This is a genomic window from Mixta tenebrionis (assembly GCF_006517625.1).
GTDB lineage: Bacteria > Pseudomonadota > Gammaproteobacteria > Enterobacterales > Enterobacteriaceae > Mixta > Mixta tenebrionis.
Window position 1 is genome coordinate 199,630 of the sequence record NZ_VHQI01000007.1, and the last position, 25,805, is coordinate 225,434.

General features: G+C 53.7%; 25 protein-coding genes. 17 read left to right on the forward strand and 8 right to left on the reverse strand.

Going from position 1 to position 25,805, the window contains the following annotated elements:
* The first annotated feature begins 14 nt into the window (after window positions 1-14).
* The 4 genes from FKM52_RS13280 to hemW are packed head-to-tail and all read left to right on the forward strand — an operon-like array spanning window position 15 to window position 3,042.
* Window positions 15-722, forward strand: a complete 708-nt coding sequence (locus FKM52_RS13280; RefSeq protein WP_141176655.1) for a YggS family pyridoxal phosphate-dependent enzyme — start codon at window positions 15-17, stop codon at window positions 720-722.
* A 12-nt stretch (window positions 723-734) separates the two neighbouring features.
* Window positions 735-1,286 (forward strand): YggT family protein, encoded by a 552-nt coding sequence (locus FKM52_RS13285; RefSeq protein WP_141176656.1) that lies wholly within the window; start codon window positions 735-737, stop codon window positions 1,284-1,286.
* A 33-nt stretch (window positions 1,287-1,319) separates the two neighbouring features.
* Window positions 1,320-1,913, forward strand: a complete 594-nt coding sequence (locus FKM52_RS13290; protein WP_141176657.1) for an XTP/dITP diphosphatase — start codon at window positions 1,320-1,322, stop codon at window positions 1,911-1,913.
* Window positions 1,906-3,042: a radical SAM family heme chaperone HemW gene (gene hemW, locus FKM52_RS13295; RefSeq protein ID WP_141176658.1), complete on the forward strand. Its 1,137-nt coding sequence runs from the start codon at window positions 1,906-1,908 to the stop codon at window positions 3,040-3,042. Before FKM52_RS13290 ends, hemW begins: the two co-directional genes overlap by 8 nt.
* Before the next feature lie 75 nt (window positions 3,043-3,117).
* On the opposite strand, the gene FKM52_RS13300 is transcribed toward hemW, so the two are convergent.
* The 3 genes from FKM52_RS13300 to trmB form a co-directional block, all read right to left on the reverse strand.
* The gene (locus FKM52_RS13300) at window positions 3,118-3,831 is read right to left on the reverse strand and encodes a YggN family protein (protein WP_141176659.1); all 714 of its coding nucleotides are present in this window, start codon (window positions 3,829-3,831) and stop codon (window positions 3,118-3,120) included.
* A 136-nt stretch (window positions 3,832-3,967) separates the two neighbouring features.
* The gene (locus FKM52_RS13305) at window positions 3,968-4,294 is read right to left on the reverse strand and encodes a YggL family protein (protein WP_141176660.1); all 327 of its coding nucleotides are present in this window, start codon (window positions 4,292-4,294) and stop codon (window positions 3,968-3,970) included.
* The gene (trmB, locus tag FKM52_RS13310) at window positions 4,294-5,013 is read right to left on the reverse strand and encodes a tRNA (guanosine(46)-N7)-methyltransferase TrmB (RefSeq protein WP_141176661.1); all 720 of its coding nucleotides are present in this window, start codon (window positions 5,011-5,013) and stop codon (window positions 4,294-4,296) included. Before trmB ends, FKM52_RS13305 begins: the two co-directional genes overlap by 1 nt.
* A 154-nt stretch (window positions 5,014-5,167) precedes the next feature.
* On the opposite strand from trmB, the gene mutY reads away from it, so the two are divergent.
* From mutY to FKM52_RS13350, 8 genes are all read left to right on the forward strand, one after another.
* The gene (gene mutY, locus FKM52_RS13315; RefSeq protein ID WP_141176662.1) at window positions 5,168-6,256 is read left to right on the forward strand and encodes an A/G-specific adenine glycosylase; all 1,089 of its coding nucleotides are present in this window, start codon (window positions 5,168-5,170) and stop codon (window positions 6,254-6,256) included.
* A complete protein-coding gene (locus FKM52_RS13320) occupies window positions 6,256-6,528 on the forward strand; it encodes an oxidative damage protection protein (RefSeq protein ID WP_141176663.1) in 273 nt (90 codons plus the stop codon). The genes mutY and FKM52_RS13320 overlap by 1 nt, the downstream gene beginning before the upstream one ends.
* A gap of 48 nt (window positions 6,529-6,576) precedes the next feature.
* Window positions 6,577-7,656 (forward strand): membrane-bound lytic murein transglycosylase MltC, encoded by a 1,080-nt coding sequence (mltC, locus tag FKM52_RS13325; protein ID WP_141176664.1) that lies wholly within the window; start codon window positions 6,577-6,579, stop codon window positions 7,654-7,656.
* Window positions 7,657-7,872: 216 nt separating this feature from the next.
* On the forward strand, window positions 7,873-9,855 hold the full coding sequence (locus tag FKM52_RS13330; protein ID WP_181407939.1) for a filamentous hemagglutinin N-terminal domain-containing protein: 1,983 nt from the start codon (window positions 7,873-7,875) through the stop codon (window positions 9,853-9,855).
* A gap of 69 nt (window positions 9,856-9,924) precedes the next feature.
* Window positions 9,925-11,598, forward strand: a complete 1,674-nt coding sequence (locus FKM52_RS13335; RefSeq protein WP_141176666.1) for a ShlB/FhaC/HecB family hemolysin secretion/activation protein — start codon at window positions 9,925-9,927, stop codon at window positions 11,596-11,598.
* A 609-nt stretch (window positions 11,599-12,207) separates the two neighbouring features.
* Window positions 12,208-12,486, forward strand: coding sequence for a hypothetical protein (locus FKM52_RS13340; RefSeq protein ID WP_141176667.1), 279 nt, complete (start codon window positions 12,208-12,210; stop codon window positions 12,484-12,486).
* 77 nt (window positions 12,487-12,563) lie between these two features.
* Window positions 12,564-14,171 (forward strand): filamentous hemagglutinin N-terminal domain-containing protein, encoded by a 1,608-nt coding sequence (locus FKM52_RS13345; protein WP_141176668.1) that lies wholly within the window; start codon window positions 12,564-12,566, stop codon window positions 14,169-14,171.
* Between the two features lie 93 nt (window positions 14,172-14,264).
* Window positions 14,265-15,938, forward strand: coding sequence for a ShlB/FhaC/HecB family hemolysin secretion/activation protein (locus FKM52_RS13350; RefSeq protein WP_141176669.1), 1,674 nt, complete (start codon window positions 14,265-14,267; stop codon window positions 15,936-15,938).
* Between the two features lie 111 nt (window positions 15,939-16,049).
* Here the strand turns inward: FKM52_RS13350 and FKM52_RS13355 are convergent, their stop codons facing one another.
* Together FKM52_RS13355 and FKM52_RS13360 are read right to left on the reverse strand one after the other, a co-directional pair.
* Entirely contained in the window at window positions 16,050-16,880 is an 831-nt protein-coding gene (locus FKM52_RS13355) for a phosphoenolpyruvate hydrolase family protein (RefSeq protein ID WP_141176670.1), read from the reverse strand.
* Between the two features lie 2 nt (window positions 16,881-16,882).
* Entirely contained in the window at window positions 16,883-18,103 is a 1,221-nt protein-coding gene (locus FKM52_RS13360) for a Tm-1-like ATP-binding domain-containing protein (RefSeq protein ID WP_141176671.1), read from the reverse strand.
* Window positions 18,104-18,420: 317 nt separating this feature from the next.
* Here FKM52_RS13360 and FKM52_RS13365 point away from each other — a divergent pair, with 317 nt between their 5' ends.
* On the forward strand, window positions 18,421-19,029 hold the full coding sequence (locus FKM52_RS13365; RefSeq protein WP_141176672.1) for a TetR/AcrR family transcriptional regulator: 609 nt from the start codon (window positions 18,421-18,423) through the stop codon (window positions 19,027-19,029).
* Window positions 19,030-19,364: 335 nt separating this feature from the next.
* Window positions 19,365-20,015, forward strand: coding sequence for an acyl-homoserine-lactone synthase (locus tag FKM52_RS13370; RefSeq protein WP_141176673.1), 651 nt, complete (start codon window positions 19,365-19,367; stop codon window positions 20,013-20,015).
* Here FKM52_RS13370 and FKM52_RS13375 read toward each other — a convergent pair.
* Complete coding sequence (locus tag FKM52_RS13375; RefSeq protein WP_141176674.1) at window positions 19,996-20,733, reverse strand: LuxR family transcriptional regulator; 738 nt, start codon at window positions 20,731-20,733, stop codon at window positions 19,996-19,998. The two genes, FKM52_RS13370 and FKM52_RS13375, sit on opposite strands and share 20 nt — an antisense overlap.
* A 588-nt stretch (window positions 20,734-21,321) precedes the next feature.
* Between FKM52_RS13375 and FKM52_RS13380 the strand changes: the two genes are divergently transcribed.
* Window positions 21,322-22,389, forward strand: a complete 1,068-nt coding sequence (locus FKM52_RS13380; protein ID WP_141176675.1) for an alkene reductase — start codon at window positions 21,322-21,324, stop codon at window positions 22,387-22,389.
* Between the two features lie 36 nt (window positions 22,390-22,425).
* On the opposite strand, the gene FKM52_RS13385 is transcribed toward FKM52_RS13380, so the two are convergent.
* The gene (locus FKM52_RS13385) at window positions 22,426-23,745 is read right to left on the reverse strand and encodes a PQQ-dependent sugar dehydrogenase (protein ID WP_141176676.1); all 1,320 of its coding nucleotides are present in this window, start codon (window positions 23,743-23,745) and stop codon (window positions 22,426-22,428) included.
* Complete coding sequence (locus FKM52_RS13390; RefSeq protein WP_141176677.1) at window positions 23,742-24,182, reverse strand: DUF2231 domain-containing protein; 441 nt, start codon at window positions 24,180-24,182, stop codon at window positions 23,742-23,744. Before FKM52_RS13390 ends, FKM52_RS13385 begins: the two co-directional genes overlap by 4 nt.
* 210 nt (window positions 24,183-24,392) lie before the next feature.
* Between FKM52_RS13390 and FKM52_RS13395 the strand changes: the two genes are divergently transcribed.
* On the forward strand, window positions 24,393-25,178 hold the full coding sequence (locus FKM52_RS13395) for a siderophore-interacting protein (protein ID WP_141176678.1): 786 nt from the start codon (window positions 24,393-24,395) through the stop codon (window positions 25,176-25,178).
* 56 nt (window positions 25,179-25,234) lie between these two features.
* Window positions 25,235-25,741 carry a PadR family transcriptional regulator gene (locus FKM52_RS13400; RefSeq protein ID WP_141176679.1) on the forward strand — a complete coding sequence of 169 codons (507 nt, stop codon included), beginning with the start codon at window positions 25,235-25,237 and terminating at the stop codon, window positions 25,739-25,741.
* Window positions 25,742-25,805: the final 64 nt, after the last annotated feature.

A 25,805-nucleotide genomic window follows, 5' to 3' on the forward strand; every position in this document is an offset into this window, starting at 1 on the left:
ACATTCTCCTGACTATGACTTCTATCCAGCACAACTTACAGCAAGTTCGTCAGCGCATCGCGGCGGCGGCGGCGCGCTGCGGGCGCGATCCAAAAGAAATTACGCTGCTTGCCGTCAGCAAAACCAAACCTGCGAGCGCTGTCGCAGAAGCGTTAGCAGCGGGACAGCGCGCCTTCGGCGAGAACTACGTGCAGGAAGGCGTGGATAAGATGCTGGCGCTGGGCGATGCGTTACGACCGGAATGGCACTTTATCGGCCCGCTGCAATCCAATAAGAGCCGCCTGGTCGCGGAACACTTTGCCTGGTGTCATACCATCGATCGGCTGCGCATCGCCACGCGGCTGAACGATCAGCGTCCGGCGCATCTGCCGCCGCTAAACGTGCTGATCCAGGTAAACATCAGTGACGAAAACAGTAAATCTGGCATTATGCTGGAGGCGCTGCCGGAGCTGGCGCAGGCGGTAGCGGCGTTGCCTCGCCTGCGTCTGCGCGGGCTAATGGCGATTCCGGCGCCGGAGAAAGAGTATCAGCGCCAGCTGGCGGTCTGTCAGCGCATGGCGGACGCGCTGGACTCGCTGAAAAAGCATTTTCCATCCGTCGATACGCTTTCTCTGGGAATGAGCGACGATATGGAAGCCGCAATTGCGGCAGGCAGTACCATGGTTCGTATCGGTACGGCGATTTTTGGCGCCCGCGATTACGGCCACCACCCACAACAATAATTGAGGAACCTCATGCTGACGTTGACTTTCCTGGTAACGACGCTGATTAATCTGTACGTGAAGGTGTTGTTGCTGCGCATCTGGATGCAGTGGGCAAGATGCGATTTTTATAATCCGTTTTCGCAGTTTGTCGTAAAAATTACCCAGCCGGTACTGAAGCCGCTGCGGCGCGCGCTGCCCTCCATCGGCCCGGTGGATACCGCCTCGCTGCTGCTGGCTTATGTACTGAGCGTGCTGATGTTTACCCTGGTGTTCGCCTTGCAAAGCCGCATTTTTATCTTCGATCCGGTGTTCCTTTACTTCGGCCTGGTGTCGCTGGTAAAGGCGGCGGGCGTGCTGGTGTTCTGGGTGGTTATCGTGCGTTCGCTAATGAGCTGGGTAAGCCAGGGGCGCAACCCGGTGGACTACGTGCTGATTCAGCTGACCGAACCGCTGATGGCGCCGATTCGTCGTTTTCTGCCGGCGATGGGCGGCATCGATTTTTCCGCCATGATCGTGATTTTGATTCTCTATATGCTGAACTTCCTGGGTATGGATTTCATCCCCGGCTGGGCGCAGCTGTAATGTTTTTTCGCAGTAAAGGTTTCTGGAACTGATATGCAAAAAGTTGTCCTCGCCACCGGCAATGCTGGCAAAGTGCGTGAACTGGCCGATCTGCTGGCTGATTTTGGTCTTGATATCGTGGCGCAAACCGAGCTGGGCGTCGTCTCCGCTGAGGAGACCGGCCTGACGTTTATTGAGAACGCCATTCTGAAGGCGCGCCACGCGGCTCAGATTACCGGCCTGCCCGCTATCGCCGATGATTCCGGGCTGACGGTAGACGCGCTCGGCGGCGCGCCGGGGATTTATTCCGCCCGCTATGCCGGTGAAGAGGCCAGCGACCGTCAGAATCTGGAGAAGCTGCTGACAGCGATGCGGGCGGTGCCGCAAGGGCAGCGCCAGGCGCGCTTTCACTGCGTACTGGTTTACCTGCGCCATGCCGCCGCCCCCACGCCGCTGGTGTGCCACGGCAGCTGGGCAGGAGAAATCGCTCAGGCGCCGGCGGGCAGCGGCGGCTTCGGCTACGATCCCATCTTCTTCGTCCCGGCGCTGGGTAAAACCGCCGCAGAGCTGAGCAAGGCGGAAAAACGTGCGATTTCCCATCGCGGACAGGCGCTGAAACAGCTGCTGGAAGCGATGCGCAATGGCTAACCTTCCGCCGCTCAGCCTCTATATTCATATTCCGTGGTGCGTACAAAAATGCCCCTACTGTGATTTCAATTCGCACGCGCTGAAAGGCGAGGTGCCGCATGAGGAATACGTTAATCATCTGCTGGCCGATCTGGAACGCGATCTGCCGCTGACCAGCGGCCGTGAGGTGAAAACTATCTTTATCGGCGGCGGCACGCCCAGCCTGTTGAGCAGCCGCGCTATGCAGCAGCTGCTGGACGGCGTAAGGGCGCGTCTGCCGCTGGCCGCCGCGGCGGAGATTACGATGGAGGCGAATCCCGGTACGGTGGAGGCCGATCGCTTCAGCGCCTACCAGGCGGCCGGCGTTAACCGCATTTCTGTCGGCGTCCAGAGTTTCAGCCCGCAAAAACTGGCGCGCCTTGGCCGCATTCACGGGCCGGAAGAGGCGAAGCGCGCCGCGCAGCTGGCCGCCGGGCTGGGCCTGCGCAGCTTTAATCTCGATTTGATGCACGGCCTGCCCGATCAGTCGTTAAGCGAAGCGCTGGACGATTTGCGCCAGGCGATCGCACTCAATCCGCCGCATCTCTCCTGGTATCAGCTGACTATCGAACCGAATACGCTGTTTGCCTCACGCCCGCCGCGGCTGCCGGATGATGACGCGCTGTGGGATATTTTCGAACAGGGAGATCGGCTGCTGACCGCCGCCGGCTATCAGCAGTATGAAACCTCCGCCTACGCGCAGCCCGGCTATCGCTGCGAGCATAATCTGAATTACTGGCGCTTCGGCGATTATCTCGGCATCGGCTGCGGCGCCCACGGCAAGCTGACTCAGCCGGATGGCCGCATCGTGCGCACGGTGAAAACGCGCCATCCGCGCGGCTTTATGGCGGGCAACTATCTGGACAGGCAGTATGACGTGGCGGATGACGAGAAGCCTTTCGAATTCTTTATGAACCGCTTCCGCCTGCTGGAACCGGCGCCGCGCGTTGATTTCAGCCGCTATACCGGCCTGAGCGAGAAGGCGATCCGCGCGCCGCTGGATCGCGCGCTGGAGAGCGGTTACCTGACGGAAACGGCGCAATTCTGGCAGGTGACGGAGAAGGGCAAGCTGTTCCTTAATTCGCTGCTGGAGCTGTTCCTCGCGGAATAGCCGCTGTCAGAATGGCAAAAGGCGCGTCGGCTAATCGCCGCGCGCCTTTTTTATCGCTCAGCCTCAGGTTATGGGTTACTTGAGACCCGCCAGCAGCGCCTTGCGCTGGTTTTCCAGCGTAGTGACGCGGTTGCACACTTCGCGGCCAAAGTTCTGGAAATCCTGCTCCTGGCTGCGCCACTCGGCCTGAATCGACTGCTGCAGGCCGCCGAGGTTGCCCATCACCGCCTGCAGAGGATTACCGCCCTGCCCGGCCTGCTTCATGCCCATCTCATTCAGACTGTCCTGCACTACGCCGCCCAGGCTGCTGCGCACCAGACGCTCGCTATCGGCGCGCACCCGATCGATAGCCTGATGATGGAAGGTTAAGCCGTCGCTGCGATGTTCAATAACGCGGTTCATCTGCTGCTTCAGCTGCTTATCCAGCGTGCTCAGACGGTTGCGCACGTTGCTGTCGCTGCCGAGCTTCTCTACCACGACGTTATCCAGCGCGACGCGGCCTTTCTCCAGACGCTGCGTTGCGCCCTGATCGATCCAGGGCAGATCGCGGCGCAGCGCGCTCTGATAATCAAGCGCCTTCTGCCGCGTTGCGTTATCCGGCTGCAGCTGCTTGCCGTTGAACTGGATATCGCCCAGCGGCGAGATAGTGAGATTGCCGCTGGCGCCGACTATCTGAACCGACTGCGGCGTGATAACAATATCATCCTGCGGTTTTACCGGGCATTCCCAGGCCGCATGCGCCTGCGCCGCCGCCAGTAAAAGTGCGCCCGTTAACGCTTTACGCATCATAAACACTCCTGGTTTGTATTAAGGACATCATGTCCTTTCGCCTGTCTGAAGAAAGAAGCGGCGCCTCAGCCCCGCCCTGCTCAGCGGCAGAAACTTCGCTGCCGCCAGGCTGGTATTGAACCTCCGCCCCTGCGGTTTAGTCCCACCAGACGTCAAAGAGTTCAGTCACCGTTACGCTCTCCATTCGGCGCGCCTCCAGCCACTGGCGCACCAGCTCGCGATGCTCATCGGTGCATTTACCGATTTTTTGCAGGCAAATCAGCCCTTCCCACTGCAGATAACCGCTGCCGTCAAACGCCAGCCCGTTAGGTTCGACCACCTCGTTGATCAAGGCGTCTACGGTTGCGTCAATCTCTTCTGGCGACGTACCCTGCGGGAAATTCCAGGCGACGGAAAAGCCCAGCTCCTGGAATTCATCAATATGCAGTTTTTTACGTAAACGGCGGCTACGCTGTGTTGCCATTATTTCATCCTCTCAAACATCAAATCCCATACGCCGTGGCCCAGACGCTGCCCGCGCTGCTCAAATTTGGTTAATGGACGCGTTTCAGGACGCGGCACATAGTCGTTGGTGTCCGACTGGTTTTTATAGCCATCCACGCCGTTCATCACTTCCAGCATATGTTCGGCATAGGCCTGCCAGTCAGTCGCCATATGGAAAACGCCGCCCGGCTTCAGCTTGCGCAAGACCAGCTCGGCAAACGGCGCCTGTACGATACGACGTTTGTTATGACGCGCCTTGTGCCACGGATCGGGGAAAAACAGCTGCACCATGCGCAGCGAGTTATCCGGGATCATCTTCTCCAGCACCTCGACCGCATCGTGACACATTACGCGCAGGTTTTCGACGCCCGCCTCCTGCGCCGCTCCCAGACAGGCGCCGACGCCGGGCGCATGTACTTCAATGCCGAGAAAGTTTTGTTGAGGATTAGCGCTGGCCATCGCTACCAGCGACGCGCCCATACCAAAGCCGATCTCCAGCACCACCGGCGCTTCACGCCCGAATAACGCCGCCAGATCCACCGGCTCCGCCTGAAACTCCACGCCCATAACCGGCCACAGGGTATCAAGCGCCTGCTGCTGGCCTTTGGTCAAACGACCCTGACGGCGCACGAAGCTGCGGATACGCCGCAAAGGGCGGCCGTTTTCATCAAATTCCGGTGTGATGACGTCATTAATCATGTCGTTGCCTGCCTGTCTGCATATTCAGGAAAACGGGCATTATGCAAAGTTACCGGACAGAAGCAAGCACTTGCAAAGTTCCGGTTTACTCGGCGCTATCTCTATGCTGCAATGCCTGCCTGAGTGTAGAGCAATAACGGAAAATTTCCTTCTCATGATGCAAGCGCAACAGTTCGCGCAGCAGGTGCTGGACTGGTATCAGCGCTTCGGACGTAAAACCCTGCCGTGGCAACAGGCTAAAACGCCGTATAAGGTCTGGCTCTCCGAAGTCATGCTGCAACAAACCCAGGTTACCACCGTCATCCCCTACTTTGAACGCTTTATGGCGCGCTTTCCGACGGTTAACGATCTGGCCGCCGCACCGCTGGATGAGGTGCTCCATCTGTGGACCGGGCTGGGCTACTATGCCCGCGCGCGCAATTTGCATAAGGCGGCGCAGACCGTCGCCGGGCGCCATCAGGGCCGCTTTCCGGAAACCTTTGACGAGGTCGCCGCCCTGCCCGGCGTTGGGCGCTCCACCGCCGGCGCGGTGCTGTCGCTGGCGCTTGGCCAGCACTACGCGATTCTCGACGGCAACGTGAAGCGCGTGCTGGCGCGCTGCTACGCGGTCGACGGCTGGCCGGGGAAAAAAGAGGTAGAGAAGCGGCTGTGGCAGCTCGCTGAACAGGTCACGCCCGCCGCCGGCGTCGATCGGTTTAATCAGGCGATGATGGATCTCGGCGCGCTGGTCTGCACCCGCTCAAAGCCGAAATGCGAAATCTGCCCGCTGAATAACGGCTGCATCGCTTATGCGCAGAGCAGCTGGGCCAGCTATCCCGGCAAAAAACCGAAGCAGACGCTGCCGGAACGCACCGGCTATCTGCTGCTGATGCAGCGCGACGACGGCGTCTGGCTGGAGCAGCGCCCGCCCGTCGGGCTATGGGGCGGCCTGTTTTGCTTTCCCCAGTTTAGCCTGGAGACGGAGCTGCGCGCCTGGCTGAAGGCGCGCGGCATCAATGACGGCGCGCTTCAGCAGCTAACGGCATTTCGCCATACCTTTAGCCACTTTCATCTCGATATCGTGCCAATGTGGCTCAGGCTGCCATCTGCGGGCGCGGCGATGGATGAAGGCGCGGGTCTCTGGTATAACTTAGCGCAGCCACCGGCAGTAGGCCTGGCCGCACCGGTTGAACGTCTGCTGCAAGAATTGCGCCATCCGCAGCAAATAGCGCTGCATATGCGCGTTACCGAAGAGGAAGAGTAATGAGCCGCACCATTTTTTGTACATTCCTGCAACGCGACGCTGAAGGTCAGGACTTTCAGCTCTATCCTGGCGAGCTGGGTAAACGCATCTACAATGAAATCTCGAAAGAGGCCTGGGCACAGTGGATGTCGAAGCAGACCATGTTGATCAACGAAAAGAAACTCAACATGATGAACCCGGAAGATCGCAAGGTGCTGGAGAAGGAGATGGTTAATTTCCTGTTCGAAGGCAAAGAGGTGCACATCGAAGGTTATACCCCACCAGAAAAATAACATTTGGGCCTCAGTTGAGGCCCCTGTTTTGGGTTCAGCGCAGACACGATGAAAAAAAAATTTATTGCCCTGCTAGTGATAGCACCGCTGCTGGTTTCCTGTTCGGGAAGCAAAAAAGAAGTGTTCCATGAAGAATGGGTAAAAGACACCAACGGCTTCGACATTTTAATGGGTCAGTTTGCCCATAACATCGAGAATATCTGGGGTATCAACGAGGTATTGATCGCTGGCCCGAAAGACTATGTAAAGTACAGCGATAACTACTACACCCGCAGCCATATCAACTTTGAGAAAGGCTCGATCACCATCGAGACTATCTCCGGCACCGATCCGACCGCCAGTCTGCGTCAGGCGATCGTCACCACTCTGCTGATCGGCGAAGATCCGGGCAATGTCGATCTCTATTCCGACGCCAACGATGTTCAGCTCAGTAAAGAGCCGCTGCTCTACGGCCAGGTGCTGGATAACACCGGACAGCCGATTCGCTGGCAGGGACGCGCGGCAAGCTTCGCCGACTACCTGATTCAGAACAAATTACAGCGTCGCGTTTCCGGGCTGCATGTAATTTGGTCAGTAACTATTCCGATGGTGCCTAACCACCTCGATAAGCGCGCGCATAAATATCTGCCGATGGTGCGCAAGGCGGCGGAGAAATATAACGTTGATGCTTCGCTAATCCTGGCGATTATGCAGATCGAATCCAGCTTCAACCCCTATGCGGTAAGCCACGCCGACGCGCTGGGGCTGATGCAGGTGGTACAGCACTCGGCGGGCCTTGACGTGTTCCGCATGAAGGGCAAATGGGGCAAACCGAGCCGCAGCTACCTGTTCGATCCGGAGAACAATATCGATACCGGTACTGCCTATTTATCGATCCTGCAGGATAACTACCTGGCGGGTATCGTTAATCCGGTATCGCGCCGCTATGCGGTTATTACCGCCTATAACGGCGGCGCGGGCAGCGTGCTGCGCGTTTTCTCCAGCGATAAAGATCGCGCTTTCGCCCAGATTAACGCGCTGTCGCCTGATGAGGTTTATCAAACGCTGACGAAACGGCACCCTTCCGCCGAATCGCGCCGTTACCTCTATAAGGTGAGCAACGCGCAGCGTAGCTACCATCGTTTCTGATACGCTTGCCATACCAGCCTGCCTGCTTGCTTGCAGGCTGGTTTTTTCATCCCTCAGCCAATAATTTGGCTAGAATACGATTTTTCTCTCTCCTCAAATTATCTATTCTTCCTGACGCCCTATAGAGGAACATAACAAGCCTGGCCTTATGGGGATAAATTTATTAGTTAATCGATGCCTTCAGGGAATCAAATAATATTATTCAAGGGAAAAATTATGGTTTTTGATAACTTTAAACTCAATCCGCTTTGCCTCAGCATCATGTTATTAACGGGCAGCGTAGCCAGCGTTCAGGCGGCAGTTACCGCTGACAGCAGCGTGCGTCAAAAAATTAATGTTGTGACCAACTCTAACGGCTCTGAAATGGTTCATATTAATGCACCATCCGCCAGCGGCGTTTCTCATAATAAATACTCCCGCTTTGACGTAAACAATAAAGGTCTGGTGCTTAATAACAGCAGCCAGAGTTCACTGACCTCTGTCGCTGGTCAGGTTGCTGGCAACCGTAACCTTGAAGAAAGCGGCCCGGCACGCGTTATCCTGAACGAAGTTACCTCAAACCGCGCCAGTAGCCTGCAGGGTAATCTGGAAGTTGCGGGCCAGAGCGCGCACGTTATTATCGCTAACCCCAACGGTATCACCTGTAACGGCTGTGACTTTATTAATACCACCCGTAATACGCTGACCACCGGTAAACCGATCATGCAGTATGACGATCTGAAAGGTTTCTCGGTGCAGGGCGGCACGATTACTGTTACCGGTCAGGGCATGAAAGATAACTACAGCGGTTATACTGACCTGATTGCGCGCGCGATTAAAGTTAACGGCCCGTTAGAAGCCAACAACCTGACGGTGATGGCGGCGACCAACGATCATATCGCTATTGAAAACAATGTAGTGGTGGCCAAGGGTAAAACCAATACTTCTAACCCAGGCGTCGGTATCGACGTAACCAACCTGGGCGGAATGTATGCGAATAAGATCACCATGGTTGCCAACTATGATGGCGTTGGCGTGCGTAATGCCGGTGAAATCAAATCGCTGGGCGATTTAACCATTGACTCAATGGGCCATATCACCAACGAACGTACCATGATGGCAGACAACCTGCTGAAATTAAAAGCCGTGGGTGATATTACCAATAACGGCAAAGGCCTTATTCACGGTTCCTCACTTGATGTAGCCGCAAAAAACATCTCTAACAGCGGTACCATCAAGGCAAACAACGCTACCCTTAATGCTGACAGTAAATTCTATAACCAGAATATTGTTAATGCACAGGGTAATATGCTGATTAACGCCGTCGACTTCGAAAATAATAATGGTTTTATCAGCGCAGATAATAATTTAACCATTGATGCCAATCGCGTTTCTAATACTCAGTCGCAAGCCATCGATCATAATATCACCAGCGTAGATAAAGGGCTGGCAAGCGGCGCTAAAATGACCATTACGGCAGACCAGCTGGTAAACCACGGCACTATCTTCGCCGGTGGCGATATGAGCCTGGAAGCGGATGCCATTGATGCCAAACACAGCAATACTATCGCCTATGGCAACATTGACATTAAAACCCCCGGTAAATTATCTACCGCCGATGCCTTTATAGCCTCTCGGCTGGGCAACGTTGATATTGATGCCGGCAGCGTAAGCAATGCTGAAACCACCTCGTGGTTCTGGGGACTGTTCAGTTCTACCGATAACTATACAGGTGAAGTTCAGGCGGCCGGTAATCTTACCTATAAGGTGAAAAACGCCACCGATAACTATAATGTCCTGACGGCCGGCAATAAATTAGCCGTCGAAGCGCAGGGTGATTTTGATAACTTTGCCAATCTCACCGGGTTAAACGTTTCTCTGACAGGCGATCAGATCGTCAATTACGGGCAGGTTCTTGGATTAGCATCTATTGATGTTGATGCCAAAACTGCCTTCGGCAATGGCGGCGCCCTGGTGAGCCTCCAGAACATCGAGCTTAACGCTCCTCAGGTAGCCAATACTGGTGTGATTAGCGGTGCCCAGACCACCATTTATGCGCCTGTTTATAAAAACACCGGCGACATCAAAGGCAGCTTCTCCGTTGTCGGTCATCTGAAGCCTGAGCAGCCAGAAACTAACCAGCCGAACGTTGAAGAGGTAGAAGTTGAAAACTCTGGTGAGAATACGAAAGTAGCGCGCACCATTGTTATAGGAGAATAATAATTCTCTTCACGTGCCGCTGCGGCGGCACGTTTTTTTATTTTATTCAGGCTTGTTCAGGGAAGAAACATGTCTTATCGACCGCTCGTTTTTATACTGTTATTTTTACCCACGGTCTCTTTTTCCAGTTCATCTGTACCAGAAATAAAACAGCAAAACATTCATCAACAGGCGCAGGAAAAAGCACGACAGAAAAATCTGGCTACCAGCGGCAAAGATGTACAGGGAAAAGAATCCACCCTAAATAATAACGACGGGGAATTTTCAGATACGCCAGGCTGTCTGGCTATCGCTGAAGTGAAGCTGGAAAAATTAGAGACGGTGCCGCGCTGGCTGCGTTTGCAGCGCACGGCTAATCAAAGCGTTGGTCACTGTCTGAATATAGCTAACCTGCGCCATCTGGTTTCCATGCTGGAAAATCGCATGATGAAAGCAGGCTATATTACCTCTCACGTTTCCGTTCCTGAGCAACAGGCCGGCACAGGTAAACTCACCTTACAAATCGACGCGGGCCGCGTGGGCAATATCGCCCTGACCGAAGGCAGCAGCGATTATATTCATATCGGCAATACTTTTCCTCTCGGCTCAGGCGAACTGCTGAATTTACGCGCGCTGGAACAGGGGCTGGAAAATATGCAGCGTATTCCCAATACCGATGTCGCTATCCGCCTCTCCCCCGGCGATACGCCCGGCACCAGTAATATAGATATTACCCGCCAACAGCATAAAATGTGGCGCACTGCGTTCTGGCTGGACGATGCGGGCAGCCGTTACACAGGCCGCTATCAGGCCGGCGCGGCCTTCTATCTTGATAATCCGACTTCGCTTAACGATCTGTTTTATTTTTCCGTTGGCAGAACGCTGGAATATAAAAAAGAACGCGGCAGCCGCAACCATGCTTTCTGGTACTCCATTCCTTATGGCTACTGGGCGCTCAATTTCTATGCCAGCGAAAACAGCTATAGCCAGCCGCTGTCAGACGAACTGGCCGACTTCTATTATCACGGCGAAAGCCGCAACACCAGCATCGAGCTGAGCCGCCTGCTGTTCCGCGACGCCCGGCAGAAAACCACCTTAAGCGCTCAGCTGACTAAGCGCAGCTATCGCTATTTTCTCAGCGATGTTGAGCTGGAACTGCAAAAGAAAGATCTGACCAACCTGCGCCTTGCGCTTTCTCATCGCCGTTATCTGGAAAACAGTGTACTGGACGCCACCCTGAGCGCGCAGCGTAACGTTTCTATCGCGGGCAATGAGCCGACCGCGGAGATGCTCTACAACGGCTATCGCCCCGACAGCCGCATTCTCCAGCTTGATCTGCAGGCCTGGATCCCCTTTCAGCTGGGGACGCTGTCGCTGAGCTATACGCCGCACTATTTTTTGCAATATTCGCCTGATAAGCTTATTTCTCAGGATCAATTCAGCATCGGTAACCGCTGGAGCGTACGCGGCTTTGACGGCGAAGCCAGCCTGACCGGCAACAGCGGCTGGTTCCTGAGTAATACCGTCAACCTTGATCTGCCGCGCTGGCAGCAGCAGCTGTACGCCGGCGTTGATTACGGGCAGATTGTCAACAGGGCGGATAACAGCGAAGCGGGTAAACATATGGCAGGCGGGGTTATCGGAGTGCGTGGCGAACTCTGGAGCTTCGGCTACGATCTGTTCGCGGGCGCGCCGATCTATAAGCCTGAGAACTTCCCTACCGATCGCATCACGCTTGGCTTCTCGGCACAGTGGGCATGGTAAAAAACAGGCCGCCGCAGCGATAAAATCACGGCGACGGCCTGTTGGCTTACGGTCCGCCAGCGGCGTAAAGCCGGGCGGGCATGGTTAAAATCCTGAAGGCGCTAAGGGCAAAAATAACGTATCGATCGATGCCAGCATGATGGGCGGTATACAATGGCGCTGGCGTTGGGGTACATAATTCGGGTCTGATAGTCGTAAATGATACCCTGAACATCAGCGCACAGGGTGATATCAGCAATACCAGGCAACATCGGTTAGTCTCTCGTGGGGATGCGGTATTAAAAACCGGCAATAAAATTTTAATCCAGCAGAGCTGTATCGTCATCACCTGGCCTCGATGCAAAACAGCTGGTCAATGAACATTTCAAAGCCAGCAAGATAAGTGCAGAAACGGCGAGCTCCATGGCAAAATTAAACTTATTGATAAAATAAAAGCCGCTGGTAAAATTGCTTACGCAACCAACCTTTAAGATTACGCTCACGACGCTTTCATGAACCCGTTTTATCGCAGTCAAAATGTAAATATGGCATAAATTATCGTAGTTAAATAATCGTTCTGCTTACCGCTTCGTCACTGGCGGCACGGCTTTATTTTTTCAGTAAAGCGACATGCTTTACTGGTTGTTATTACTGGCTTTATTAATCAGCATGATTCCGCATTTCCATCCCCAGCACCGCCATTATTTAACAGCTAAATGCGCATCAACAAAAACAGCAAAAGGTACGCCACAACGTCTTACCAGCACCAGCAAATCGGCACAGGGGAACGTCGCGGCTACCGATAATTATCGTCCGCCGCTGAGGCAATATATCCGCAGCAGCCAGGCGTTTTTAATAATTATTTTACTTATTTTTACTAGATCAAGAAAACTATTTTTTTCATCCTGATTAGTGGCGTTGGTAATATTTACACAGCACCATAGACTTTCAATAACTCACCTATAGAAATATTTTAAGGGATTAGGATGATGTCAAAAAACTTTAAATTTAGTCAGGTCTGCCTGACAGTTATGCTTTTTACCGGCAGTATTGCAACAGCAGGGGCAGCAGTTACCGCACAAAACATTCCAGGCAGTAAAATTAACGTTTCAAATAATGCCAACGGTTCGCAGACTGTGAACATTAACGCCCCCTCCGCCAATGGCATTTCCCATAATAAATATTCGCGCTTTGATGTTAATGAAAATGGCCTGGTGCTTAATAACAGCCAAGCCGATTCATTCACCTCAGTTGCCGGTAAGGTTGCTGGTAACCGTAACCTGAACAAAAGTGGGCCGGCTCGCGTAATTTTGAATGAGGTCACCTCCTCTAACGCCAGCAAACTGGAAGGTTATCTGGAAGTTGCCGGCAATAAAGCGCACGTTATTGTCGCCAACCCCAACGGCATTACCTGTCACGGCTGTGGTTTTATTAACACCAGCCGCAATACGCTAACGACCGGTAAACCGGTATTTGAGGGTGATGAGCTGAAGGGCTTCTCTGTGGAAAAAGGAACCATCACCGTTGACAAATGGGGCTGGTACGGCATGATGGATAATCTTAGCGAATATACCGATCTGATCGGACGCTATGTGGCTATTAATGGCAATGTACATGCTAAAAATCTGACGGTCGTTGCCGGACGTAACGATCTGGTTGAAATAACTGATACCGGGGTAACTACCCAGAACAAAATTAAAGACGCTCAGGCCGAAAATAATGTGCTGATCGATGTGAGCGCACTGGGCGGCATGTATGCGGATAAAATTACACTGGTTGCCAATGACGCAGGCGTTGGGGTACGTAATTCGGGTCTGATAGTCGCAAATGATACCCTGAATATCAACGCGCAGGGGGATATCAGCAATAATCGCTATGGTCAAATGATCTCTCACGGGGATATAGTATTAAAAAGCGAGAATCAAATTGTAAACAAGAAGAATGCCTATATTAACGCTGATGCTTCACTCAGCGTTGAAGCAAAAGATTTGGTCAACAGCAGTTCAATTGGCGGCAGTAAAGCTACTGTCAACATTAACCTGGAGAAAACATTACGCAACGATGGTGGTATAACGGGACGTAATACAACCGTTAACGCTGGGGATCTGGAAAATAACGGAACGATATCTGCTTATGGCGGATTCCCCTATGGTCAGGATCTTAAAAACGGCAACCTCACTATCAATGTCGATAATCACCTGGTCAATAAAGGTAATATTACCGGTACGCGTGACCTGACTATTTCAGCAAATGAAATCACCAACTCAGGCCAGCTGTATTCAGCTAACAAGATAAATGCAGAAGCAGCCACCTCGCTGACTAACGAAGGTATTATCGCTTCCGATCGCACCATGGTGTTAAGCGCTCCCGTCGTAAACAACAGCGGCAAGTTAAAATCTTTTAACTCTCCGTACTATGAGTCGCGGGTTTATGCCCCTTCTTTCCGTAACTCTGGCGAACTCGATGGCAACTTTAAGCTTATCGATGAAGTAAAACCTGCTGGTGAAATCGTTTACGGAACTAACCCTTATGATTACGATCACGACGCTTTCATGAATCAGTTTTCTCAAATTTCTCAGTTTTATCGTGGTTAAAATGTAAATCAGGCATGAATCATCGTAATTAAATAATGTTCTGCTTACCGTGCCGTCTCTGACGGCACGGTTTTATTTTCTCAGGGAAGCGATATGTTTTATCGGATGCTATCACTGGCATTATTGATCCTGCCCGCCACTGCTTTTTCCCATATCAACAGCGCCATTATCGAACAACAGAACCTACATCAGCAGGAGCAGCAAAAGGCGCGTCAGAAAAGCCTTGCTACCAGCGGCAAGGCGGTACAGGGGAGCGTCACGGTTACCGATAATAATACGGGTGAATTTATCGATACCGAAGGCTGCCTGAAAATAAAAGCGATCCAGCTTGAGAACAGAAGCGATTTACCCTTCTGGCTCCCTTTACAACGCATTGCCGATCGGGGAATTAATCACTGCCTTAATACCGCGAACGTGCGTCATTTAGTCAGGCTGCTGGAAAACCGCGTTATGAAAGCGGGCTATATCACCTCCAGAATCAGCGTACCCGAGCAGCAGGCGGGCAGCGGCACGCTCAGATTGCGCATTGACGCCGGGCGTGTGGGCCAGCTCGCGCTCTCCGCAGGCAGCAGCGATAATATTTATCTCAACGCCGCCTTCCCACTGCGTAGTGGCGATCTGCTGGATCTGCGCGCCGTCGAACAGGGACTGGAGAATATGCAGCGCGTTCCCCATACCGACGTCGCGATCCGGCTGGCGCCCGGCATACAACCCGGTAGCAGCGATATAACGATTAAACGTCAGCAGAGCCGGGGCTGGCGCACCGCGTTCTGGCTGGATGATGCCGGCAGTCGTTATACCGGCCGCTATCAGGGCGGCGCGGCATTTTATCTCGACAACCCCACGACGCTTAACGATCTGTTTTATTTCTCCCTCGGCAGGACGCTGAAATATAAAAAAGAACGCGGCAGCCGCAACTACGCCGTCTGGTATTCAGTGCCCTACGGCTACTGGCTGCTCGATTTCTACGCCAGCGAAAACCGTTACAACCAGCCGCTGACGGATGAACTGGCAGGCTATTACTATAGCGGTAAAAGCCATAATCTCAGCGTCCAGCTCAGCCGTCTGCTGCATCGCGATGCAAGCCAGAAAACCACGCTAAGCGCCCAGATCAACAAGCGCCGCTACCGCTATTTTCTCAGCGATACGGAACTGGAACTACAGCAAAAAGAGATAACCAACCTGCAACTGACGTTGGCCCATCGCCGCTATATACAGGACAACGTGCTTGATGCCACAATCAGCCTGCAACGCAATGTATCCTGGTTCGGCAACCGCCCTACCACAGAAATGCTGTACAACGGTTATCACCGCGCCGGTCGTCTGATGACGTTTGACTTGCAGGCATGGCTCCCTTTTCAGCTGGCCGGCGCCCGGATGAGCTATCAGCCGCGTTTCCTGCTACAGGCGTCGCCTGACAAACTGATAACTCAGGATCAATTCAGCATCGGCAGCCGCTGGAGCGTACGCGGCTTTGACGGCGAAGCCAGCCTGACCGGCAACAGCGGCTGGTTCCTGAGTAATACCGTCAACCTTGATCTGCCGCGCTGGCAGCAGCAGCTGTACGCCGGCGTTGATTACGGGCAGATTGTCAGCAGGGCGGATAACAGCGAAGCGGGTAAACATATGGCAGGCGGGGTTATCGGAGTGCGTGGCGAGCTCTGGAGCTTCGGCTACGATCTGTTCGCGGGCGCGCCGATCTATAAGCCTGAGAACTTCCCTACCGATCGCATCACGCTTGGTTTCTCGGCACGGTGGACATGGTAAAAAAACAGGCCGCCGCAGCGATAAAATCACGGCGACGGCCTGTTGATTACGGCCCGCCAGCGGCGCAAAGCCAGGCGGGCATGGTTAAGACCCTGATGTTGGCGCGAAATATTAGCGCTTAATATTTTTAAACTGCTTTGTAGTATTGGTTAAAGCCACTTCCGTCGGCAGCCGCTCCATCGAGCTGGCGCCATAGAAACCGTCGCACTGCGGACAGTTTTCCATAATAAACTGCGCATCTTCCGGCGTAGAGATCGGACCGCCGTGACACAGCACGATCACATCCTCGCGCACCGCTTTCGCCGCCCGCGCCCACTCGTTGATTAAAGGGACGCAGTCTGCCAGCTTCAGCGCCGTCTCAGCGCCGATATTGCCGCCGGTAGTAAGGCCCATATGCGGCACGATAATATCGGCGCCCGCTTCGGTCATCGCTACCGCATCCTGCGCGCTAAATACGTAGGGCGTGGTCAGCATATCTTTCTGATGCGCCAGGCGAATCATTTCCACTTCCAGAGCGTAACCCATGCCGGTCTCTTCCAGGTTCGCGCGGAAGTTGCCGTCGATCAGGCCAACGGTAGGGAAATTCTGCACGCCGGAAAAACCGAGCGCTTTCAAATCGTCCAAAAATTTATCGAAATGGCAGAAAGGATCGGTGCCGTTAACGCCCGCCAGTACCGGCGTTTGCTGCACTACCGGCAACACCTCCTTCGCCATGTCGACCACGATTTCGTTAGCGTTGCCATAGGCCAGCAGCCCCGCCAGCGAACCGCGTCCCGCCATACGATAGCGGCCTGAGTTATAGATAACGATCAGATCGATACCGCCCGCCTCTTCGCATTTCGCAGAAAGGCCGGTACCGGCGCCGCCGCCGATGATAGGCTCGCGCCGGGCGATCATGGCGCGGAATTTTTTCAACAGCTCCTGTCGGTTAAAAGCAGGCATGATTAAAACTCCCTGGTGTTGATAGAGCGAAACGTCTGAACAGCTACGTCAGCGAATTTTGGATCATTAATGTTATAAGGTAATCGTATAATTTTTCTTTTTTGGGTCTGCTGCAGTTCCGCTTCCAGCGTGGTAATGAAGGCTTCATTCGCTTCGGGCGCCCAAAATGGCATACCCGGCGCATCAAGCGCGGAAAATCCGCCTTCAGGAATCAGAAACCGCACTTCCCCTTCGCAGCGATTTAATTTAGCGGCAATCCATTGCGCCATCGCGCGATTTTCCCCTGGTGTGGTGCGCATTAGCGTGACCTGAGCGTTATGGTAATAAAACAGCCGGTCCGCATATTTTTCCGGCACGCTCGCAGGATGGCCAAAATTAACCATATCCAGCGCGCCGCAGGAAACAACATAAGGTATTTGTGAATGGGCGATGGCATCAAAGCGCGTATCGCCGCACGCCAGCACGCCGCCGGCCAGCAGATCGCAAACTTCCGTGGTGGTCAGATCGAGCGCGCCGGCCAGCATACCGCTATCCGCCAGCTTCTCCATCGCCATGCCGCCGCTGCCGGTAGCATGAAAAACCAGACAGTCGTAATCCGCTTCCAGCTGCTGGCTCACCGCCTGAATACATGGCGTGGTTACGCCAAACATCGTCAGGCCGAGCGCCGGTTTATCATCAGGGCTGGCTTCCGGCCGGAACAGCACCGCGCCGGCGATCTGATGCGCCGCATTGCCCAGCACCTGACGTGAGATGCGGTTAATGCCGGCGACATCGGTAACGGAGTAGAGCATACTGATATCGCTGGCGCCGATATAGCCGGAGATATCGCCGGAGGCCATAGTTGAGACCATCACTTTCGGTACGCCTACCGGCAACGCCTGCATCGCGGGCGTAATCAACGCCGTACCGCCTGAGCCGCCTAAGCCAAGAATCCCCGCCACGTCCTGGCGCGACTTAAGGTAGTTTTCAAAAGCCAGCGTCATCGCAGCGATAGCGTTGCCGCGATCGTCGCAAAATACCGCTTCGGCGCCTTGTGGATGAAAAGCAGCTACGTCACTCGGCTTTACATCGGTAACAAAAGCATGATTAAGCGCCTGGGTAGAGAGATCGATCGTCTTCGTCTGCAGACCAGTTTTATTAATCAAATCGCGGACGTAAAGTAACTCTCTTCCTTTAGTATCCGCCGTAGCAACTATGTAAACGTAATCGGTTTCTTTTTTCATTTTTGTTAAACATTCCTGTCATTATATCCAATAAAAGGCTGATAATACTGAAATAAAAACCAAAATGCTTTCCGCAGACAGATGACAAGGCGCCTGCACGAGACAACAGTATCACCGTCTATAATGTTAAATCAAGTAAATGAAATGTGCGTCTCATCAATTATGAGAAAAAACTGATTATTAACCATAACGAATTGTTCCCTGTTAAAATCGTCAGTTCTGATATAGTGCCAATATGTTATGCAGTAAGGCGGGCAATCAGGCCGCAACAGAAAAAACAAGAGGTTAAAGTGATAGAAAGGGATCCCCAGGCAAGCATGCCGATGACGTCCACGCGCGCCCGTACGCGCCGGTTATTAATCGAAACGGCAATGAAAATGTTCGATAGTGGGAGCTTTCCTTCTATTACCGAAGTGGCACAGGCGGCTCAGCTCTCCCGCGCAACGGCCTATCGCTACTTTCCCACGCAGAGCGCGCTGGTTTCAGCAATAGTGACCGAAACGCTAAGCCCAATGAAAAATTTCCAGCCCACCCGGCATGATGTCGGCGACCGGATCGATGAGCTGCTGGCGTTTGCCTTTCCACGCATGCTGCAGCATGAAGGTACGCTGCGCGCGGCGCTGCACTTATCGCTGACGCAGTGGGCGCAGTCGCGTTCCGATCATCTGCCGCTGATCAAAGAGAAGCTGATTCGCGGCAACCGTAAACAAACGCTACAGCGGGTGCTGGAACCTCTGCGCGCCGAGCTGCCGCCCGTACTGTTACAAAAAGTGATGTATGCGCTATCGTTAGTTTATGGTTCAGAAATCTTTATGGTAATGAAGGATATCTGGGGCTGCGATGATGATACCTTGCAGGATGTCGCCCGCTGGATAGCGAAAGCGATTGTGCGTCAGGCTCGTGAGGATGCGCGTTCAGGGCGCTAATCGCCCTTCTGGCCAGCGGAGGTTGCGGAACTCAGAAGTTTCCAGCCTCCGGCGCCGGCGGCTGCTGACGCTCCCGCCCGCCGCTTAGCCGGCTCTTTTTCCCCGTTTCCCTGCCTGTTTTCCTGTACACAAAATAGCCAGGCCGCCAATAAAAGCGCAGATGGGCTACTATTTTTCTTAAACGATATTTCTCATTATCGTCATATACTTTTGCCTGCTGTACAAGCGCGCCGGAAAAAGCGAAAATTGGGCCAGGATTTACCGGAATAGCCATCCCCTTCCGGCGCAGGTTTTGTAATTCAGATGCAAAACAATTTCATCGAAATGGAGCCAGCATGATAAATTTTCTTGATATTAACTACCAAAAATTATCAGAACAGAGATCAAGTGAACTGTTTATCCTGAGAAAGGAAACTTTCAAGGATCGTCTGGACTGGGCCGTTAACTGCATTAACGGCATGGAGTTTGATGAATATGACAATGAGCATACCACCTACGTTTTTGGCATCCATAATGATAACGTATTATGTAGCGTAAGGTTTATTGAAACCCGCTACCCAAATATGATCACTCATACCTTCGCGCCCTGGTTTGACAAGGTTGAGCTGCCGTCAGGCAACTATATTGAATCCAGCCGCTTCTTTGTTGACAAAGAACGCGCCCGCAACAGCGAGCTCCATCAATATCCCGTTAGCAATATGTTATTTTTAGCGATGGTTAATTACGCACGTAACTATGGCTACGAAGGGATCTATACCCTGGTGAGCCATGCCATGCTGCGGATATTAAAACGCTCAGGCTGGCAAATATCCGTAGTGAACCAAACGCTTTCAGAGAAAAAAGAGAAAATTTATATCGTTTTTCTTCCGGTTGACGATCGTAGCCGCGACACGCTGATAGCAAGAGCTAATCCAGATAATCTGTTCAGCCACAAAGAGTTAGAAAGTTGGCCGCTTAATTTTCAGCCTAACCCACCGCGGGTTTAATTAACTGTAATTCAACACCCATTCTGATGGCGTGTTTGGCATTCATAACACCTAATTTTTTTACAACGTTGCCAATATGAAATTTTACCGTGCTCACTTTAATACCCAGGATAAGCGCAATCTCCTGATAGGTTTTACCTACGCTGGCCCAGTAAAGGATCTCGTTTTCACGGGGTGAAAAAATATCCTTGCTGATCTGTTTCTTACTCGTTGTGCTATTTTCCAGCTCTTTATACAGGGAGATAATCTTCTCGTGCACCCTGATTAGCAGCATTTGCAGCTTATCTTCCTGCTCTGCAACGATCGCCTCTGCTTCATTAACATGCTCTTCATTCATCAGGATGGAGAGCAATGCAAGGTTATTGTAATAATCATGTAAAATAAAAGAATGCCCGTTGGCTATCTTATAATTTTTGGACAGGTTGAATATTTTGGAGAAGTTAACTTCGGCATTAATGGTGATGCTTTCATCCCACGAGAAAGGCGCGATACGCGTGAAGGATGCAATAACGACCGGATCGATCTGCTGATAGTTGTTTTCTTTATATATATCTACCCACTCTTTCGGATAATTAGAAATCACCAGCATATCGGCAGGATTTTTTTTATTTAGCACCATATAAGCATATTTTAAGTTGCCGTATTGCTTTAATTTCCTGTCGAAGTAATACTGAGCGGTTTCGATGATCGCCTGATTTTCTGAAAAAAATAGTGACATCCTTAACCTCAAAATAACGTTACATTTTCCCTAATCTATCCGCGACTACACGGCCCTGGGGTTAAGTTTAACTTAAAACAACCTGCCCTACATCGTAAAGTGTTCGCCAGGAGAAAACAAAGGTTAAATCTCAGGCAAAAAAAAACCTGACCATAGAAGGTCAGGTTGCCATTTGGCCAACACCAGGGAAAATTTATCCGAAAATTATCATACAGTTAACGCTGTTACGTCAAGATAAACCCTCATCATGTAATGGTATATCTATATAACCGTTTCAATTTGAAGGATCATTTTCAGTCTGTCCCCTGCTGGTTAAGCGAATCTGCAACGACAGCGCGAGCGCCGCCCGCCCGCCGTCGTTATGAATAAAGGCCTGGCGTCTGTTGGCGGCGGTTATTCTCCGCCATAGAGAAAGGTCTGATAAATAGCGCTCGCCGCTTTTCCCGCGCATGGGCGATATGTAAACCACCGCGCTTTTTAACACTGCATGCGGTAAACCCGGCGCAAACGCGCCGCTGCATTGACGCCTGGCTCACCACTGCGCATGATGATTTTTCGCAGTGCACATATCTAACGGATGGGGTAACTATGGCAAGCCTGTATCAGCCGGTAAAAATCGGCGCGCTGGAACTGAAAAACCGAATCGTCATGGCTCCGCTTACGCGTATGCGCGCGGTTGAGGCGCGTACGCCTAATGAAATTATGCTCAGGCACTATGTGCAGCGGGCCAGCGCCGGTCTGATTCTGACCGAGGCCACCTCGATTTCGCCGCAGGGCGTCGGCTATCCCAATACGCCCGGCATCTGGAGCGAGGAGCAGATCGCCGGCTGGCGAAAAATTACCGACGCGGTGCATCAGGCCGACGGTAAAATTGTGCTTCAGCTCTGGCACGTGGGCCGCGTTTCCGATCCCATTCACCTGAACGGCGAACTGCCGGTCGCGCCCAGCGCCATCGCTCCGGAAGGGCACGTAACGCTGGTTCGCCCGCAGCGCCCTTATGTTACGCCGCGCGCGCTGGAAACTGATGAGATCCCCGGCATTGTGGCGGACTATCGCCGCGCGGCGGAAAACGCCCGGCAGGCCGGTTTTGACGGCGTGGAAATTCATGCCGCAAACGGCTATCTGATCGATCAGTTCCTGCACGACGGCTCCAATAAGCGCAGCGATCGCTACGGCGGCCCGATTGAAAACCGCGCCCGCTTCCTGCTGGAGGTGGTTGATGCGGTGCTGGAAATCTGGTCAGCGGATCGCGTCGGCGTGCATCTTAACCTGATGTCGAACAGCTATTCGATGTCCGATTCCAATCCGCCGGCGCTGTTTGGCTATGTTGCGGAGCAGCTTGATGCGCGCCGCCTGGCCTTTATTTTCGCCCGTGAGGCTCTCACCATGGCAGAGCCGCTTGCTCCGCTGGTGCGGAAGAAGTTCAGCGGCGCCTTTATCATGAACGAAGGGATTAATCGTGAAGAGGCAGAAAGGCTTATTGAGGAAGGCAAAGCGGACGCGGTGAGCTTCGGCAAGCTCTATATTGCCAATCCCGATTTAACGGAGCGCTTCCAGCGCCAGGCACCGCTCAATACGCTCGACAGCGAGACGATTTATCGCATGGAGCCGCCCTATGAACGCGGCTACACCGATTACCCTTTCCTGACGGAATAAGCGTTTTCCGGCGCGCCCCGACGCGCCGGCGTTTACTTATGGCGTACCGGCTGCGGTCACGCGCCAGACGGTATTGCCTGCATCATCGGCAATCAGCACCCCGCCCTGCCGATCCATCGCCAACCCTACCGGCAGCCCGCGAACTTCTTGCTGATCTTCCGTCAGAAAACCGGTAACTACCGGCTGCGGCTTGCCTGTCGGCCTGCCATCCTTAAAGGCGACGAACGACACGCGATAGCCGTTGAGCGGCGAGCGATCCCAGCTGCCATGCTCGCTGATAAAAGCGCCGCCGTGATACTGAGCCGGCAGCGCGTTGCCGGTATAGAACAGCAGCCCCAGCGGCGCAACGTGCGAACTAAGCGCATAGTCCGGCTTAATCGCCTTTTCCACCAGATCGGGACGCTGCGGCATGACGCGATGATCGATATGCTGACCATAATAGCTGTAGGGCCAGCCGTAAAAGCCGCCCTCCTGCACCGAAGTCAGATAATCCGGCACCAGATCGGCGCCGATTTCGTCGCGTTCGTTTACTATCGCCCAGAGTTTGCCGCTTTGCGGCTCCCACTGCAGGCCGGTGGGATTGCGCAGGCCGCTGGCGTAGATGCGGCTGCCGCCGCCAGCAATATCCACTTCCAGCACCGCCGCACGGCGATACTCCGCCCCAATGCCGTTCTCTACGATATTACTGTTGGAGCCGACGCCAACATAAAGCTTGCTGCCGTCCGGGCTGGCCAGCAGTGATTTAGTCCAGTGATGATTAAGCGGCCCGCCCGGCAGATCGGTCAGCTCCGTACCGGGATCGTTAATGCGCGTTGCGCCCGTCTGATAGCGATAGCGCATGATGCTGTCGGCGTTGGCGACATAGAGCGTATCGCCCACCAGCTGCACGCCAAAGGGTGAATGCAGGTTCTCAAGAAAAATATGCTTTTCCCAGCTAACGCCGTCGCCGCTGGCGTTGCGCAGCAGCGTAATACGGTTGCCGCCCTTGCCGCCTTTGCCGGACGATTTCTGCACCATGCCCATTACCAGCTGTTTCGGCATACTGATCGGTTCAGTGCCGGGGCTGTTAGCCTCCACCACCAGCACGTCGTTATTCGGCAGTACATAGAGCTGGCGCGGATGCATCAGGCCGTCAGCCACTTTGCTAATGCGCAGGCCGCTGGCGACGCTGGGCGTCTCCCCCGCTTTCCACGCCACGCCTTTCGGCACCTGCATCGGCGGCAGCAGGAAATCCTGCGCCGGCGGCAATACCGGATTTGCGCCAACCTGGCTTTCAGGATCGACCGTGGCCTGTTCATCACAGCCGCTCAGCAGCAGCGCGGAAGTCATCGCCATCAGCAACAGAGATTTTTTCATCGTGCGGCTCCTTCAGCATTACGCAGACGCAGGGCAAGCTGGACATTGGCGAAGCAGATCAACAGCACCACCAGCGTTGAGAGGATCACGCCCGCCGGCGCCACCGCATAAGCATCGCGGCTGTGAACAAAGGCGTTGAAAATTGCCAGCACCATCGCCAGCAGGTTGGCCCAGAAATCAACTTTTACCGCCGAGGTTTGCCGCCAGCTGGCGCCCACCCACACCTGCGCAAGGTTAATCAGCCGGGGAATAATGGCGATAATCAGCCCAAAGGCGATCAGCCAGCTGGCGCTTTTCGTCCACATCGGGTTGTAGCTTTGCAGATAGATGATGTCAAAGATCCACGCGGCGGCGAAAAAGCCGAGCGGCACGGGGTTAAAGCACTCATACAGCGCCACAGCAAGCGCCGAGTTGCGTCTGGTCGCATTGGGATTCATTAGCTGGCTCCTGAAATAATAGACATATGACCGGCGACAACGCACGCTTTACCGTATCGCTATCCTGAAAAAGATTAGTAAACGTAAAGCTTTTCGCGCGGTAATTCGCTAAAAAAACGTCGTTTTCCCTGCGCGCAGCACGAAAGGCTCTTGTGGCAAAGATATATCTTGGATATGTTTCTGACTTTAGATCGCGACAAGGACCTTATAATGAGTGCAGAGATTGCTACCCCGGCGTGGCCGCTTCCCACCCGTAAAAAAAATGAGCTGCGCCTGCGCCAGCTGCGCGTACAGAGCAAAACCCAAATCGGGCGCTTCTGGCGTATCGTGCTGGGCGGCGAAGATTTGCAGGGCTTCAACTCCCACAGCTTTGACGATCACATCAAACTTTTTTTTCCTGAGGCGGAAAACGGCGAGCTGCGCCTGCCGCAGGTTGGCGAGCAGGGCGTAGTCTGGCCGGAAGGACAGCGTCCGCCGTCTCGCGATTACACCCCGCTTGCCTGGGATGCGGCAGCCAGAACCCTGACTATCGATTTCTTTATGCATCCCGGCGGTCTGGCCAGCGGGTGGGCGCAACAGGCGCAGATTAACGATCCGCTGATCGTCGGCGGACCGCGCGGCTCCTTCTGTATGCCGCTGGAGTACGCTTTCCAGCTCTACCTGTGCGATGAAACCGGCCTGCCGGCGCTCAACCGTCGCCTGACGGAACTACAGGCGGCGCAGAGCGATGCCGAAATTCATCTGCTGATAATGGCCGACGAAGCGCAAAGCAAAGCGTATCTGCCCGCGTTAGCGCAGGTTAACTACCATTTCCTGCCCGCTGAGGCCGACGCCGCGCGCGCCGCGCTGGAGCAGCTGACGATTCCGGCGCAGGGCTATTTCCTGTGGCTGACCGGCGAAGGCGCACGGGTAAAAAGCTTAATCGATTATCTGACCGAACAGCGCCAGGTTAACGACAGCTACCTGCGCGGCGTTGCTTACTGGCACAGTAAATAAGCGCATTAGCCGATATCTGTCGGCACGCTTTTCTCGTTCTAAACAAGGATAATGTGATGAGAGAAAAAAAAGATTCTGCCTTTTTCGCCCACCGGAAACGTAAAGATCGGCTGCTGGACGCCACCGAAGTACGCCTGCTGATCCTGAGTATTCTCAGGACGCGAGCCGCACACGGCTATGAGATCATTAAGGCGATCGAAGAATTATCGCAGGGCGAATATACGCCCAGCCCCAGTCTGATTTACCCCAATCTGGCGCTGATGGAGGAGATGGGCTACATCACAGCGGCTGCGGAAGAGAGCGCCCGCAAAAACCATCTGATCACCGCCGAAGGCGAGGCCTTTCTTACCCGGCAGCAGACGCAGCTGGAGCAGGTCATGACGCGCCTGGCGTCGCTGGCGGTGCTGGCGCATAACCGCAGTTTGCCGGACGTGCAGCGCGCCATTCATAATATGAAAATGGCGCTGAATACCCGCCTTGCCGACCAGCAGATCTCTCAGCAGACGCTGTATGCGATTGTTGACGTGCTGGATGAAGCGGCGAAAAAAATCGAACGCAGCTAACGCGCACGAAATCAACTGAAACGCAGGAGATTTCATTAGCAACAGGTTGCAAGGCGCCGGACGG

Bases quoted from the DNA above. Each gene is read 5' to 3' on its own strand.
- FKM52_RS13280 (WP_141176655.1), top strand. From the start codon at position 15: ATGACTTCTATCCAGCACAACTTACAGCAAGTTCGTCAGCGCATCGCG.
- FKM52_RS13285 (WP_141176656.1), top strand. From the start codon at position 735: ATGCTGACGTTGACTTTCCTGGTAACGACGCTGATTAATCTGTACGTG.
- FKM52_RS13290 (WP_141176657.1), top strand. From the start codon at position 1,320: ATGCAAAAAGTTGTCCTCGCCACCGGCAATGCTGGCAAAGTGCGTGAA.
- hemW (WP_141176658.1), top strand. From the start codon at position 1,906: ATGGCTAACCTTCCGCCGCTCAGCCTCTATATTCATATTCCGTGGTGC.
- FKM52_RS13300 (WP_141176659.1), bottom strand. From the start codon at position 3,831: ATGATGCGTAAAGCGTTAACGGGCGCACTTTTACTGGCGGCGGCGCAG.
- FKM52_RS13305 (WP_141176660.1), bottom strand. From the start codon at position 4,294: ATGGCAACACAGCGTAGCCGCCGTTTACGTAAAAAACTGCATATTGAT.
- trmB (WP_141176661.1), bottom strand. From the start codon at position 5,013: ATGATTAATGACGTCATCACACCGGAATTTGATGAAAACGGCCGCCCT.
- mutY (WP_141176662.1), top strand. From the start codon at position 5,168: ATGATGCAAGCGCAACAGTTCGCGCAGCAGGTGCTGGACTGGTATCAG.
- FKM52_RS13320 (WP_141176663.1), top strand. From the start codon at position 6,256: ATGAGCCGCACCATTTTTTGTACATTCCTGCAACGCGACGCTGAAGGT.
- mltC (WP_141176664.1), top strand. From the start codon at position 6,577: ATGAAAAAAAAATTTATTGCCCTGCTAGTGATAGCACCGCTGCTGGTT.
- FKM52_RS13330 (WP_181407939.1), top strand. From the start codon at position 7,873: ATGGTTTTTGATAACTTTAAACTCAATCCGCTTTGCCTCAGCATCATG.
- FKM52_RS13335 (WP_141176666.1), top strand. From the start codon at position 9,925: ATGTCTTATCGACCGCTCGTTTTTATACTGTTATTTTTACCCACGGTC.
- FKM52_RS13340 (WP_141176667.1), top strand. From the start codon at position 12,208: ATGCTTTACTGGTTGTTATTACTGGCTTTATTAATCAGCATGATTCCG.
- FKM52_RS13345 (WP_141176668.1), top strand. From the start codon at position 12,564: ATGATGTCAAAAAACTTTAAATTTAGTCAGGTCTGCCTGACAGTTATG.
- FKM52_RS13350 (WP_141176669.1), top strand. From the start codon at position 14,265: ATGTTTTATCGGATGCTATCACTGGCATTATTGATCCTGCCCGCCACT.
- FKM52_RS13355 (WP_141176670.1), bottom strand. From the start codon at position 16,880: ATGCCTGCTTTTAACCGACAGGAGCTGTTGAAAAAATTCCGCGCCATG.
- FKM52_RS13360 (WP_141176671.1), bottom strand. From the start codon at position 18,103: ATGAAAAAAGAAACCGATTACGTTTACATAGTTGCTACGGCGGATACT.
- FKM52_RS13365 (WP_141176672.1), top strand. From the start codon at position 18,421: ATGCCGATGACGTCCACGCGCGCCCGTACGCGCCGGTTATTAATCGAA.
- FKM52_RS13370 (WP_141176673.1), top strand. From the start codon at position 19,365: ATGATAAATTTTCTTGATATTAACTACCAAAAATTATCAGAACAGAGA.
- FKM52_RS13375 (WP_141176674.1), bottom strand. From the start codon at position 20,733: ATGTCACTATTTTTTTCAGAAAATCAGGCGATCATCGAAACCGCTCAG.
- FKM52_RS13380 (WP_141176675.1), top strand. From the start codon at position 21,322: ATGGCAAGCCTGTATCAGCCGGTAAAAATCGGCGCGCTGGAACTGAAA.
- FKM52_RS13385 (WP_141176676.1), bottom strand. From the start codon at position 23,745: ATGAAAAAATCTCTGTTGCTGATGGCGATGACTTCCGCGCTGCTGCTG.
- FKM52_RS13390 (WP_141176677.1), bottom strand. From the start codon at position 24,182: ATGAATCCCAATGCGACCAGACGCAACTCGGCGCTTGCTGTGGCGCTG.
- FKM52_RS13395 (WP_141176678.1), top strand. From the start codon at position 24,393: ATGAGTGCAGAGATTGCTACCCCGGCGTGGCCGCTTCCCACCCGTAAA.
- FKM52_RS13400 (WP_141176679.1), top strand. From the start codon at position 25,235: ATGAGAGAAAAAAAAGATTCTGCCTTTTTCGCCCACCGGAAACGTAAA.